This is a genomic window from Mycolicibacterium helvum (assembly GCF_010731895.1).
Taxonomy (GTDB): Bacteria; Actinomycetota; Actinomycetes; order Mycobacteriales; family Mycobacteriaceae; genus Mycobacterium; species Mycobacterium helvum.
In genome coordinates, this window is sequence record NZ_AP022596.1 from 6326303 (window position 1) to 6339599 (window position 13297).

Genomic DNA, 13297 nt, shown 5'->3' on the forward strand with positions numbered 1-13297 from the left:
CTCCGTCGTTGGTTCCGTGATGCCACCTCGTGGCCACCGTCGATCGCACTAAAGCAGCTGCCCAAGGCAGCCAAACTTCCCGTGCGCTCATCGATGAATCACTCGGGGCGGCGAGCATCGCATTTACTCGCTTAGAAGACGCTGAGAGACGCGCAGCGAAATGCACCCATCGTCGTAGCGGTGGCTGCCCTTCACTGCGTCTCTCGGCGCTTTCGCAGGGGGAGTTGCCGACTTTGGGACCATGATCGGTGCGCGACAGCCCACCGCATTCGTCACCAACCCACCGATCGGGCGTCCCGATCAATCACCTGAGTCGCGGCAATGACGCCCGCGTCGTGTGCGCGGGCCACCCAGTTCGTCAGGCCAATTCCGAAGGGACGATCCAGCTTTGACACGTGGTGAAGTTTCGCCGCGAGCGGCACGTCGATCCCGACCGACCGCGACCAGTCCGTCGAGAACACGGCACCTCGTGCCTCAGACGTAGCGGTTACGCCCGGCGAACACGCCCAGGGTGATCTGCACGGCGTAGACGGCCAACACCATGATGAACGGGACCGTCCACCCGCCGGTCACATCATGCAGCGTCCCGAACAGGAATGGGCCGATGCCGGCCAGCAGATAGCCGTAGCCCTGCGCCATCGCCGACAACTGGACAGTGTCCTCGGGCGTGCGCGACCGCAACGCGATGACAGTCAACGCCAACGAAAACACGCTCATGCCCATGCCCACCAGCACACTCCACAGCAGCGGGCTGAAGCCCGGAGCGACCAGCAGGCCCACCACGCCGGCGACGCCGCACACGCCCAGCGCGGCGATCCACCCACTCTGGTGGGCCGAGCGAGCCGCCATCGGCGCAAGGATGAGGCTGATCGGCACCGCGATCACCGAGAGCAGCCCGACGAGCATGCCCGCGGACGTCTTGCTCACGCCGTTGTCGATGAACACTTCCGGCAGCCAGCCCATCATGATGTAGGCCAGCATCGACTGCGTCCCGAAGAACAGCGTGACAATCCAGGCCAGCCGATTCTTCAGCAGCGACCGATGCTCTCTGGTGCCAGCCCCATCGTCGGCGGGACCATCGACGCGGCGCGCGACGATGAGCCACGCCAGCAGCGCGACCACGGCCAGCACGGCCCAGCTGCCCAATGCCGGCCGCCAGCCACCAAACACATTCTCCAGTGGCGGCGTGATCGCCGAACCCAACGCTCCGCCGCCCTGCAACGCGGCGGTATAGATGCCGGTCATCAACCCCAGCCGAGCGGGGAATGACTGCTTGATCACCACCGGGATGAGGACGTTGATGACGGCAATGCCCGCGGTGGCCACCAACGTTCCACCGATGACGACGTAGGGGCCGTCGAGCACGCGAACCAGGAGCCCGACAATCAGAATGACCAGCGCCATGCTGATCGACCGGCCCAACCCGAACCGGCGGGACAATTTCGCGGCTGCCAAACCCGCACCCGCAAAGCACAATCCGGGCAGCGTCGTCAGGACACCGGCCCAGATCGCTGACGCGCCCAGCGCGCGCTGCATATCGCCGAGGACCGGTCCAACGCTGGTGACCGCGGGGCGCAGGTTCAATGCGGTGAGCACAACGGCGACGATCAGGACGGCACCGGCGGCGGCCCGTCCAGCGGGTGGCACCTCGACGGCGCCGTCCAGTTCGAGCGACAGGTCGTGCTCATAGCGGCTCACCGCGCTATCCTGCCATACATCCCATGATCGGATGAAAAGGGTTTTTCGATGCCGCTCGCCGCCGCACGCCCCACCGGGCTGGTCGACCACGTCATAGATCAGCTGCGACAGTCCATCGCGTCCGGTGAATGGCCAGTTGGGACGCGCATCCCAACCGAGCCGGGCTTGGCCTCAGCTCTCGGCGTCGGGCGCAACACCGTCCGGGAGGCCGTCCGCGCGCTCGCACACAGCGGGATCCTCGAGGTCCGCCGTGGCGATGGCACCTATGTCCGCGCCACCAGCGAGATTTCGGGCGCACTTAGCCGGATGTACGGATCGAAGCTCCGCGAGGTGCTGCAGGTGCGGCGATGCCTGGAGGTCGAGGGCGCGCGGTTGGCGGCGGCGGCCCGCACCGAGGACGACCTGGTTGAGCTGCGGGACCTACTCGCCCGCCGCGACGCACTGGATGGCGGGACCGACCGAGCCGAGTTCTCGCGAGCCGATGCCGATCTGCACTTCGCGGTGGTGCGCGCGTCGCATAACGCTGTCCTCATCGAGCTGTACCGCGGATTGACCGAGGCGGTGGCCGACAGCGTCGCGATCGCCAGCACGATGGACGCTTCCCAACATGTCGGCCACTCCGAGCTGGTCGATGCTATCGCCGAACGAGACGCCGACCGCGCCGGGCATGAGGCAGGCAGCTTCCTCGACGAGCTGATTGGCGAACTTCCAGAACAAGGGGCGCTTCACGCTTAATCTCTTGGGGCGCAATAGGACTCACTACGGTTTGATGCGGATCGGACCTGGGTTCCAGAGGCCGCTGCGGGTGGCCGTTCCGAGTTCGATGTGGGCTTCGGGGGCGTCGACTATGGGTTCGAATCGGCGCAATGACCCCCAGTCACGGCCCCAGTCCCGGGACAGGTAGGTCGGCATGACGTGCGCGCGCAACAGTATGTCGGTGATGCCCAGCGGTCCGCCGTTCTGGCCGGATTGCCAGGTGTCCGGCATTTCGATTTTGGCCGGATAGTCCGGGGAGATCCGGTAGGCGGGGACCTGGGTGACGCCGTTGGCGTGCAGCATGGGCTGCTGGCAGGGGAACACCAGTCCGACTGCCCAGTCCAACAAGATGGGCTGCGTAGAGCCGAGATACTCCTGCACGGAGCGCAACTCGGGTACTCGCGGTGGAGTGACCGCGACCCAGTCGCCGAGGTTGAGCGAACCGTCCTCGGCCACGATCCGCACGTAGCGCGCGTCCGCGGGAATCTGGTTGCGCGGAAAGCGCAGATTGCGCCAGGCGGGCTGGGGGCCGATGTCGTATGGGGTGAGACGACCGCCGGGTATGGGGGTGCCGTCGGAGTCGGGCGTCGCGTATTCGAGTGCGACAGTTTGAGCCGTGGTGTGACCGGAGAGCACGCTGTTGCCGGTGATCGTCCCCGCTGCGGTGATCACGACGAGCGGGTGAGCGGCGTCGGCGGCCGGGAGGCGATACCAGGCCGAGGTCAGGGTGCCGATTTGTTGCGGGCCGGCAGTGAAGCTGCCCGCCACCGGTACCGTCGCGGGGTCCAGCCCGTAGGGCAGTACCACGCTGGAGCCGTTGATCCCGGGCCGATCGAGAGCGGTGGGGGCGTCCCAGTCGTAATCAGTGCCGGACTTGGCTTGGCTCTGCCAGATCGCTTCGGCCAGTGTGTGTTCCGGAACCCCGTTGGGATTGAAGCCGGTCGAGTCAGTGCCTCCCAGCGGACCCAAGGGACCGTAGCGGCCCGGCACCGGAGTCAAGAAGCCGGTATTGGCATCGGGTTCGACCAGCACGTCATCGGCCAGTCCACAGCCGCCGGCCAGTTCGCGCAGGTTGGCCCAGCCGTTGGAATAGGTGGGGTATTCCTTGATCGCGCCGTACAGCATCGACCCGGCGGACACCACGACCATGATCGCCGCGGCGACCGGGACCGGTGCAGCGGTCAGCACACGGCCCACGCGAGACGGAGTTCCTTTCGGCGGCACAAGGTGCAGCCAGCCGGCATAGCCGGCGGCGAGCAGGCTGAACACCAGGAAGACAGTGCTGACGGTGACAGGTCCCCAACGCGGGCTGCTGTCGTTGAACGGCACTCCGTAGCTGGAGACGTACCAGAAGCCATTGGTGGAAGCGAAACACAGCGCCAGCACCAGCAGAACCACCGACAGGAATGCCGTCTGGTTGCGCGGTGAGCGCAGCACTGTCGGACCGAACAGCACGGTCGCCACAGCCGCCATCGCCGCACCCACCGCGGCGAAGAGACCGAAGTGGTGAATCCACTTGGTCGGGGCGAACGTCAACAGGAACAAGGTGGCGAAGATGACACCCATGAGGCGCCACACGGGGCCGACCGCTACACCGGGAATACGTTTGCGGCGCAACAATAAAAACATCGATCCGAACAGGCACGCGATGGTTATCAGGATCCCGAACCGCCGCGACAACGCGCCGTCGGTGGTTGGCAGGAACAGGTAGAAGTAGCGCAGGTTTTCGGTATACCAGGGCTGTGCCGGTCCGATCGCCGTGCGCACCGAGGTGGCCTCGCGGACCGCGGCAAGGGTCTGGTCGGCGAAGATCACGGTCAGCACCACCACGCCGGCGGCGGCCAGTGGCAGCAGAATCGGCCAGAGCCCCACTGCTTTGGCACGAGTGACGATGATGCGCACGATCAGACGGCCGCCGGCCAGCAGCACGGCCACAGCGATGATCCCGGTGGGCTGGATGCCAAGGGTGAACGCGGCCACCACGATCGCCAACCCCACCAGCGACGGGCGGCGGGTGATGATGGCGCGCTCCACCAGAATGTAGGTCAGCAGTGCCCCGGCCGCGATCTGACCTTCAGGTCGTAGCCCATTGTTGAAGGGCATCCAAGCCGCCAGGAAGACCAGTGCTGCCGCCCACACCGCGGCACGATTCCTCACAACTGCCCGACCGAGGCGGGGCAGGACCTCGCGGGAAAGCAGCAGCCAGCACACCAGCGCGCAGATCAGATCCGGCAGGCGCAGCCACAGACTGGCGTGGCTGACCTGGGTCATCGCCGCAATCAGGTCGTAGTACCAGCCGAACGGGTCTTCGGGGCTGCCGAACCAACGGAAGTAATTGGCCATATAGCCGGCATGGCTCGAGGTGTTCGCCATCCCGAACTGGTAACCGTCATCAGAAGATCCAGCTCCGGCGATGAACCAGAACACCGACAGTACGATCACCGTGACGTCGACCGTGGTCAAGGTTCGCCACCGGGCCGGGACGAGCCGTTGCCGGCGGCGCCCGTCGAGGCGGTCCAGGCGCCACAACGCCAGCAGACTGATGACGGTGCCCAGGACGCCGGCCACCATCGCCGCCAGCTTCAGCGGTGAGGGTGAGCTGGTGTAGCGGGTGTCGATCACCGCAGAGAAGGACAGGCCGGGCGGGGCGGGGCCGGTGAGATCGGTAAAGACTCCGACGATCTGCGGCCGCAGATTCGGGTCGGCGAACCCGCCGCGCAGTACTTCACCGGTATCGGGGTCGGTCAGTCCAGCGACCTCGGCGAATGTGCCTGCCATAGAGCTGGATACGTCCAGCGCCCCGCACTGCGGGCCGGCCATCCGGGTACGCGGCACGCTGAGGATGACGACGTTGCGGGCGATCACGTCGACCCGCTGGGCGGACGCGGTGACGAAGAGACCGTTCAGCGTCGCCTGCTTGCCGGCCGCCGGCGCTGTCGCGAACACCAGCCCACCTTCGGGCGGTATATCGCGAATCACGCTGCAGGGCACCGAAGCTGTCAACGAGATCGGCGTCAACGTGATCAACGGCGCGGTCACACTGCCGAGCTGACCCTGCTGGGGCCAGTGCAGGGTCGCCGTGGTCTGTATTACCGGCAACACCGGGATCAGCACACTGGCCACGAATCCCACCGCGCCGGCGATCATCGCGACCAGCCGGGTTGACCGCATTGGCCGGCCAGCACGGATCCTCGGCACCTCGACGTCGTCGCTCGCGGCGGTGCCGGCGTCGCGCATCACGCTCACCGGGCGCTCCCTGCCCACGCGTTCTGTCCCACCGAACCATCAGTATCTGAAGCAAGTGTTACAGTCAAGCGTGCCACGGCCGCTCGACCGCGTGAAGCGTGAGGAGCTTTTGGCCACTGCCGGTGCGATTTTGGCACGCACCGGGGTGGTCGATACCTCGCTGCGCGAGCTCGCTTCCGAGATGGGCACCAGCGCCAGGATGCTGGTCTATTACTTCGGCAGCAAAGAGCAGCTCATCCTGGAGGTCCTGACCCGTCAGCAGCGGGCCGCGATCCCCGGGACCGACGAGTTGGACCTTCCGGAATCAGTTGCAGCACATCGCAAGTGGTGCTTCGAGGACTGGCATGCGTGCACTCGGGGTGAGCGGCGCGACAGCCTGCGGGTGGTGCTTCAGGTGTTCGGTGCGGCCTGCGGACTCGACAGCCCCTACCGCGACTACACCTGGGACACGCTGTCCCTGCTGACCCGCAACTCCAAGGCCCGCCTGCAAGCTCTGGGGATGCCTGACGAGATCGCTGAAACCCGATCGCGGATCGCGCTGGCCGCCTTCCAGGGCTTCATCATCGAGTACTTCACCGCACCCGACCCCGCCTTCGTCGATGACACCTTCGCCAGGTTCGTCGACGAATTCCTCCTCGCACCGTGGGCACGGCCGAACCGTCGCCATCCCAGGAGCACGACTGATGACCCATAGCACCGGTGCCTCGAAACCACTGCCCGACCTGCGCCGCGGCCTGATCAGTGTGGTTGTCGGCCTCGGTGTGTACTACGGCGCCCGATATCTCGGGGCGACACCGCTGGAGGCGTTGCTGTTCAGTACAACAGCATCGGCACTGCGCCTGGCATATTCGGCGTGCAGAGCCCGCACCTTCGATCCCATCGCTGGGTTCCTGATGACCGCAGACGGCATCACACTCATCGTCGGTCTACTGTCCCGCTCGCCGACCGTGACGATGTTGGGCCAGCACATTCCCGGCGTCGTTTTTCAAGTCTTCGTCTTCGTGGGCTTGGCACGCAACCGACCCATCACCGAATCCCTGCTGGCATGGTTGCGGCCTGATTGGGCCCAGCTACGGGTCTGTCAGCACGACCAACATTCGGCTGAAGCGCGGATTTATCACCGTTTGCATATGCGGCTCACTCTGGCTGTCGCCACAGCCGGACTCATACATCTCATCGTCGCCGCGGTAGTCATTTTCGCCGTGCCCGTCGACGTTGCCCAAGCCACGTTAGGGCTGCTCGCACTCGCGACGGACGGCGTCATCCTGGTCGTGGTGATCGGCGGCATCGGCAGATTCATCCGAATTCACAGCCAGACCGTCCGCGCCGTCTGAGCCGCCGGCCGTTAGAGGACGGCGCGTGCAATCATCTCAGCCACCTGACCTGCGGTGACATTGGTGGGCGCGGACGGTATCGAACCGCCGACCGCTGGTGTGTAAATGGCCTTTTGCCGTGTTGGTGGCGTCTCGTCTGATGCGTTCCTTTCGGGTCTGCGCAGGTCAACGCGTCGCAGCCGTTTCACGGCGTCGACGGCCTTTCGTCTGTTTTTGCGCGTCTTGGCACACTCTCGGCACAACCGGGGGGTCGATTTTCTCTCCCTCGTCGGGTCGTTCGGTTGTCGAGACTCAACCACTCTTACGGTGTGTTTCACAACTATAGCGAAAACGATATAGTTGTGTGTATGACTGACGTGATCACCACTCAGCAGGCCGCCCAGCGGCTGGGCGTGCACCCCTCGCGTGTGCGGGCCCTCATCGCTGCCGGCACGCTGGCAGCGACACGCGCAGGAAGCCAGTGGCTCGTGGATGCCGACAGTTTGGATCGACAGGCAGACCTCGTCGCTGCCGGCGCTACTGCACGATCATTCGCACCGCGCACCGCGTGGGGCGCGGCTGCCTTGTGTGATGGACTCCCTGACAAACTGACCGCCGCCGAGCGGCACCGCCTACGCAACCGGCTGGCACACGCCGCGAGTGGCGGCGCCGAGACGTGCGCGCTGGTGCGCCGATGGCTTTCCCAGCGTGCGGATTCAGTGAATCGCTATCGGGTCAGCGAACGGGATCTGGCCGATCTTCTGAGCGCACGCGGTGTCATGCCGACCGGGATCAGCACTGCGGACACGTACGACCTCGGACTGGCAACGGGGGGCGCCGCCGACGCCTACGTAAACGACGCCACCTGCCGCGAGCTCGTGAAGACACATTTCCTGATCGACAGCGCCCGCGGCAATCTCACGTTGCGCGTTACCAGCACGGAGACGTTGGCGACCGCGGTCGCTCCCAGGCTGATCGCGGGCGTAGACCTCGCTGACGACACCGATGCCCGTACCCGCGCTGCAGGATGTCGCCTAATCGCCGAAGCGCTGCGGGCGGTGCAGGACTGATGACCCAGGCGGCCGGCGCTCCTAGCCGGGGCAATAATGTGCCGCTGGCGGCCATAGCCGCCATAACCGGCCAATCGGAGTCCAGCGCGACCGAGATGTTTTACACCGCGCGACAATCTGAGGTCGATGAGAACTTGGCCAGCTTCGAAGACATCGGGCTGGCAGTCGACAGGTTGTGCACGCGCGTGGGACTCGCACCTGCACTCATGCAGGATGAACGGGACCACCGGATCCGAGCATTGCGCGATCCGCTCTCCGATCGCTCCCCCGGTCTGACCCGCGGCGACCTCAATGCGTGGGACCGCCTGCTACGCACGACGCCCGACCGCGTGCCGACCGTGCAGCGGGAGCCACTGACCTTGTCCGACATGCCCGAGCATCAGCAGGCAATGTGGCTGACGCTGCTGGACTTCGAAGAATCCGATCCACCCCCGTGGGTACTGCTGGGCGGACAGATGACTGCACTGCACCTGGCCGAACACGGGCGCACCGCGCACCGCCCGACCGACGACGGCGACATGGTGGTCGGCGTATGGACCCGCCGTGATGCCTTGCACAGCACCACGATCTACCTGACAAGCAACGGATTCACCGAGCGCACGACCAGCGACGGCTATGGCTACCGCTTCGTGCGCGGGAAGACAGAGATCGACGTAATGATCTCTGAGGGGGCTTGACCGCCAAAAGCGCTATCCAACAACGGGATCGGGACGGCCAGGACTGCCAGCCGACGGCGGAGATCAGGCGCTCACTCGGGCCGAGCGGCTACCGATCCGCATCAACGACCAAGTGGGCTACGTTCGCCGCCCAGCGCTGCTCGGCGCCATTGTGGCCAAAGCCCGCGCATGGGTAGTCGATCGCCGAGATCCCGAGCGCCACGCCGTACGAGTTGCCCTACGTCGCCTTCCAACCGACCATCGCCTGTGGCGCGCCGCCGAGGACGCACCGGCCACGCGCAACTTGTTGAACCGGCTGGCACAATCGCCGAACTAACAGGAAGTCGGCGGAATCCTCCGCGGCCGTCTACGCCGAACTCAACAGCGGACGACCACGATCCGAGCGCGGCCTCTTGGTTATGACCTGACTTGGCTCACCGTTGTCGGCTCCGGTCGAAAAGTGAGCAGGTAGTTCCGGTCGAAAAGTGAGCACCCTTCTGATTGGAGAGTGATCACTGTGGAGGATTGGGCGGAGATTCGCCGGCTGTATCGGTCGGAGAACCTGTCACAGGTTGCGATCGCGCGCCGGTTGTCGCTGTCGCGGAACACCGTGGCCAAGGCGATCAGCACAGAAGCGCCACCGCGCTATGAACGCGCACCGTCGCGGATGTCGGCGTGGGCGCAGATCGAGATGGCGGTACGGGTACTGCTGGGTCAATACCCGACCATGCCGGCCACGGTCCTGGCCGAGCGGGTGGGCTGGACCGGCGGGCATTCCTGGTTCGCCGAGAACGTCGCGCGGATCCGCCCGGAGTACGCCCCGGCCGATCCGTGCGACCGACTGGTGCACCTGCCTGGTGAGCAGGTGCAGTGCGACTTGTGGTTCCCCGGGGCGCTGGTGCCCGATCACGCCGGGGTGCTGCGGTCGTTCCCGGTCCTGGTGATGGTGGCCGCCTATTCGCGGTTCATCGCCGCGATGATGATCCCGTCGCGGGTCACCGGTGATCTGCTGGCCGGGATGTGGCAACTGCTTCAGGGTGTCGGCGCGGTGCCCCGAACACTGTTGTGGGACAACGAGTCCGGTATCGGTCAACGCGGCCGCCTAGCCGAGGGGGTGGCTGGCTTCTGTGGCGTGCTGGCCACACGACTGATCCAGACCCGCCCGTACGATCCCGAATCCAAGGGCCTGGTGGAACGGGCCAACGGCTATCTGGAGACCTCGTTCCTGCCTGGCCGGACGTTCTGCTCGCCGGCGGACTTCAACACCCAGTTGTGGGCGTGGCTGGCCGCGATCGCCAACCTGCGCACCCACGCGACCACCGGCCTGATTCCCGCCGATGCACTCGCGGCGGATCGGGCGGCGATGATCGCACTGCCGCCGGTAGCCCCCGCGGTGGGGACGACGGTCACGACGCGGTTGGGTCGCGACTACTACGTCAGTTCCGGCGGAAACACCTACTCGGTGCATCCGGAGGTGATCGGACGGATGATCACCGTCACCACCGCCCTGGACCGGATCACCGCCCGATGCGGTGACCGGGTGGTCGCCGATCACGAAAGGCTTTGGGGTAGTTCGGGTCTGGTCACCGACCCGGAACATCTCGCGGCCGCGGCGGTCTTGCGGGAGCAGTTCCGTGCTCGTCCCGCCGCGGGGTCGCATTTGGCGGTGGACGTCGAGGTGGCCGATCTGAGTGCCTACGACGCGCGGTTCGGGACCGGGGAGGTCGCCTGATGCCTGCCAAGCGCACGCCCTCGGCGCCCGGTGACGCCGACAAGCTCATCGCCCATCAAGCCCGTCTGCTCAAGGCCCCGCGCATCGCCGAGCACTACCACCGGCTGGCCGAACAGGGCCGCGACGCCGGCTGGTCACTGGAGGACTACCTCGGAGCAGTGCTCGCCGTCGAGTCCAATGCGCGTGCGGAATCCGGAGCGCGGCAACGCATCCGATACGCGGGATTCCCGGCGATCAAGACGATCACCGACTTCGACTTCACCGCCCAACCCGCCGTCGACCGCGCTCAGATCGCCCGCCTGGAAGCCGGCGGCTGGCTGGCCGAAGCTCGCAACATCGTCCTGCTCGGCCCACCGGGCACCGGCAAAACGCATCTAGCCACCGCGCTGGCGATCGCGGCCGCCCACGCCGGGCACCGCGTCGCTTTCGCCCCGGCCACCGGTTGGATCACCCGCCTGGCCGAAGCACACCGAACCAACCGCCTCGAGGCCGAACTGCGCAAAATCAGCCGCTACGGGCTCATCGTGATCGACGAGGTCGGCTACATCCCGTTCGACACCGAAGCGGCCAATCTGTTCTTCCAGCTGGTCTCCACCCGATACGAGAAGTCTTCGATCGTGCTGACCTCCAACCTGCCGTTCTCCCGCTGGGGACAGGTCTTCGGCGAGGCCACCATCGCCTCGGCGATGATCGACCGGATCGTGCATCACGCCGACGTCATCGCCCTCAAAGGTGCCAGCTACCGCATCAAACACACCGCGATCGAGTCCCTGCCCTCCGTGGAAGCCGATCGTCAGGCAGACTCAACCCCGTAAACCTGCTCATTTTTCAACCGGAGCAGGCTGCTCAGGATTCAACCGGAGCCGACAACCGTTCGGGGTCTGGGATGACAGTGGCCGGCTGACCTGAAGTTTTGCTTGCGAATCGGTCGGAATTTGAACACTAAAGCGAGGTCGTAGGGTGCGCGGGTCGCCTATGTCCGCACCGTGAAGACGGCCTCGGGGACGGCAGCGGTGCAGGGCGTGTGATCCTGGTGGCCCGCACCAACACAGGCGAAGTCAACGTGACCACCGCATACGCCGCGACATTCTCAGCCAATAGCTATATCGACAACATGCGAAACGCGATCTAATGAAGGTGATCGGGACCAATAAGGGCAGCGAGTGGGCGGCGCAAAAAGCATATGAACCCCGCAAATATCGCGACAGCGATCGTCGCTGGACTGACCCTCATTACGACTTTGGTCATAGCCTGGCGACAACACCATCGCCTGCAGAAGGCCTACCTCGTGTTGGGTCTGACTCTTGGGAAAGTGAACGACGGCCAGCTCATAGTCCACACCTCCCTTGACAATCGTTCCATGTTCAAGAAGCACATCCATGCGGTTCAACTACTTGTCTGCCCGTATGACGAAAAACCCGAGGACGCGGCGAACATTTTATGGCCGAAGCCGCCTAAGACGCTGACGGACATGCGCGACATAGCGAACACTGATCGATCGAGTCCTCTGCTCGATGAGGAGCGAGTGTGGCTGCCGCTTGACTATTACACCGTGGATAATCTCTGGGTTGCTGACGAAATCCTCACCTACGACGCGGTCATCAACGTCAGCAAATTCAAGCCAGGCAAGGCCTACAGCGTCAGACTGGTTTTGGTCGGACCCGAGCGACTGACTCGCACCAAGCCGTACAACATGCTGTACGACGCCGTTCGCTGGGTTGGCTCCAAGCTGTACCGCGGCGTTCGCAGGGTTTTTTTCCTGCCCATCGACCAAACTCCTCTCCCCAAAGGCGCCCGGTATCCTAATCCCGACGCCGGGTTGTACCGCGTGGTTCATAGGTCATTTGTCTGTCCCTCGACAACCTCCGTTGCCGTCGACAACGCTCATGCACCGAACATTTGAGCAACTCGGCGCACTCGAAGCTAGATAGCTCGGGTATGACAATTGGCACGCAGTCACCGAAAATAGCTGCTTCAATTTCGACCATGGAATGGATCCAGTTCGGCGAGAACGAGTACGGTACGCCGACATCCGAGGACGGTACGTCCTACATAGTTCACAAGGGTGCCGGGCAAGAGCGATGGGAGGTTCTCCAACACCTCGGCTGGCCTAAGCCAAGAAAATTCCTCGAACCGCCTCCACCAGGCGCAAGGACGGTCACGCGTTACGCATCAACACTGGAGGAAGGCCAAGAACTTGCCGAACGGATCGAGCGCGATCGAACCCACTGACCCTGACAGTCGTGGTGGCGAATCAGGCCCCAAAGACACAATCGACTTCCTGATCATTATCGCCCCGGGATTAGCCTGGCCCTGCTCTTTCGAACTATTTTTCAGTCGCCAAATATGTGAACAGCAGACGACCACGATCCGAGCGCGGCCTCTTGGTTATGAGCTACGCACCGGGCGTTTTCGTCGCTACGCCAGATTCCATAACCACTGGTCAATCGGTTGCTTAGGTCCGCTCAGTACCGCTGGGTCCCATCCGTTTGGGCCAGTTTCGCAGCGTTGTGTTCCCAAAAGTGTTCTCAATCTGGGCCTTACCCCGGCCCGTCCAGACCAGGCGCCTTCCGGCAGGCCAACGCAGCGACTATTCCAACTGGAGCCCATGAACTTCAGCGTCGCGCTCTCCAAGAAGCCTTACAAGGAAGTCTGGGACGGACCGGCCCTCTTTGACAAAGATGGTTCCCTCTGGATCGGCCGGGAGCCATTCGTATCCGCCCGGCCACTGGGAGAAGATCACCGTCACGGCCTTGGGCCAGGGGCCGTTGTCCGTTTGCAATCGGCAAGCTCAGTACGACTCGATGGTCGCTCAGTTTGCGGATC

10 protein-coding genes are annotated in these 13297 nt (G+C 64.6%); 8 read left to right on the plus strand and 2 right to left on the minus strand.

Translation table 11 applies throughout. The features are described 5' to 3' along the window. Window positions 1–474 precede the first annotated feature (474 nt). The gene (locus G6N38_RS29790) at window positions 475–1677 is read right to left on the minus strand and encodes a CynX/NimT family MFS transporter (RefSeq protein ID WP_163752589.1); all 1203 of its coding nucleotides are present in this window, start codon (window positions 1675–1677) and stop codon (window positions 475–477) included. A gap of 69 nt (window positions 1678–1746) precedes the next feature. On the opposite strand from G6N38_RS29790, the gene G6N38_RS29795 reads away from it, so the two are divergent. Further along, on the plus strand, window positions 1747–2433 hold the full coding sequence (locus tag G6N38_RS29795) for a FadR/GntR family transcriptional regulator (RefSeq protein WP_163751657.1): 687 nt from the start codon (window positions 1747–1749) through the stop codon (window positions 2431–2433). Window positions 2434–2457: 24 nt separating this feature from the next. Here G6N38_RS29795 and G6N38_RS29800 read toward each other — a convergent pair whose 3' ends face one another. Continuing rightward, window positions 2458–5691, minus strand: a complete 3234-nt coding sequence (locus G6N38_RS29800) for an arabinosyltransferase domain-containing protein (protein ID WP_163752592.1) — start codon at window positions 5689–5691, stop codon at window positions 2458–2460. Between the two features lie 79 nt (window positions 5692–5770). Between G6N38_RS29800 and G6N38_RS29805 the strand changes: the two genes are divergently transcribed. The 7 genes from G6N38_RS29805 (at window position 5771) to G6N38_RS29835 (ending at window position 12374) form a co-directional block, all read left to right on the plus strand. Next, complete coding sequence (locus G6N38_RS29805; protein WP_246227527.1) at window positions 5771–6394, plus strand: TetR/AcrR family transcriptional regulator; 624 nt, start codon at window positions 5771–5773, stop codon at window positions 6392–6394. Next, entirely contained in the window at window positions 6384–7034 is a 651-nt protein-coding gene (locus G6N38_RS29810; protein WP_163751658.1) for a VC0807 family protein, read from the plus strand. The genes G6N38_RS29805 and G6N38_RS29810 overlap by 11 nt, the downstream gene beginning before the upstream one ends. A 347-nt stretch (window positions 7035–7381) precedes the next feature. Continuing rightward, entirely contained in the window at window positions 7382–8083 is a 702-nt protein-coding gene (locus tag G6N38_RS29815) for a helix-turn-helix domain-containing protein (protein WP_163751659.1), read from the plus strand. Further along, the gene (locus G6N38_RS29820; RefSeq protein WP_163751660.1) at window positions 8083–8760 is read left to right on the plus strand and encodes a hypothetical protein; all 678 of its coding nucleotides are present in this window, start codon (window positions 8083–8085) and stop codon (window positions 8758–8760) included. The genes G6N38_RS29815 and G6N38_RS29820 overlap by 1 nt, the downstream gene beginning before the upstream one ends. Before the next feature lie 496 nt (window positions 8761–9256). Further along, window positions 9257–10471 (plus strand): IS21 family transposase, encoded by a 1215-nt coding sequence (istA, locus tag G6N38_RS29825; RefSeq protein WP_163752597.1) that lies wholly within the window; start codon window positions 9257–9259, stop codon window positions 10469–10471. Then, a complete protein-coding gene (gene istB / locus G6N38_RS29830; protein ID WP_163749168.1) occupies window positions 10471–11286 on the plus strand; it encodes an IS21-like element helper ATPase IstB in 816 nt (271 codons plus the stop codon). Before istA ends, istB begins: the two co-directional genes overlap by 1 nt. A gap of 545 nt (window positions 11287–11831) precedes the next feature. Then, window positions 11832–12374, plus strand: a complete 543-nt coding sequence (locus tag G6N38_RS29835; protein WP_163751661.1) for a hypothetical protein — start codon at window positions 11832–11834, stop codon at window positions 12372–12374. Window positions 12375–13297: the final 923 nt, after the last annotated feature.

Coding starts and splice junctions, on each gene's coding strand:
- G6N38_RS29795 (WP_163751657.1), top strand. CDS start 1,747: ATGCCGCTCGCCGCCGCACGCCCCACCGGGCTGGTCGACCACGTCATA.
- G6N38_RS29800 (WP_163752592.1), bottom strand. CDS start 5,691: ATGCGCGACGCCGGCACCGCCGCGAGCGACGACGTCGAGGTGCCGAGG.
- G6N38_RS29810 (WP_163751658.1), top strand. CDS start 6,384: ATGACCCATAGCACCGGTGCCTCGAAACCACTGCCCGACCTGCGCCGC.
- G6N38_RS29815 (WP_163751659.1), top strand. CDS start 7,382: ATGACTGACGTGATCACCACTCAGCAGGCCGCCCAGCGGCTGGGCGTG.
- G6N38_RS29820 (WP_163751660.1), top strand. CDS start 8,083: ATGACCCAGGCGGCCGGCGCTCCTAGCCGGGGCAATAATGTGCCGCTG.
- istB (WP_163749168.1), top strand. CDS start 10,471: ATGCCTGCCAAGCGCACGCCCTCGGCGCCCGGTGACGCCGACAAGCTC.
- G6N38_RS29835 (WP_163751661.1), top strand. CDS start 11,832: ATGTTCAAGAAGCACATCCATGCGGTTCAACTACTTGTCTGCCCGTAT.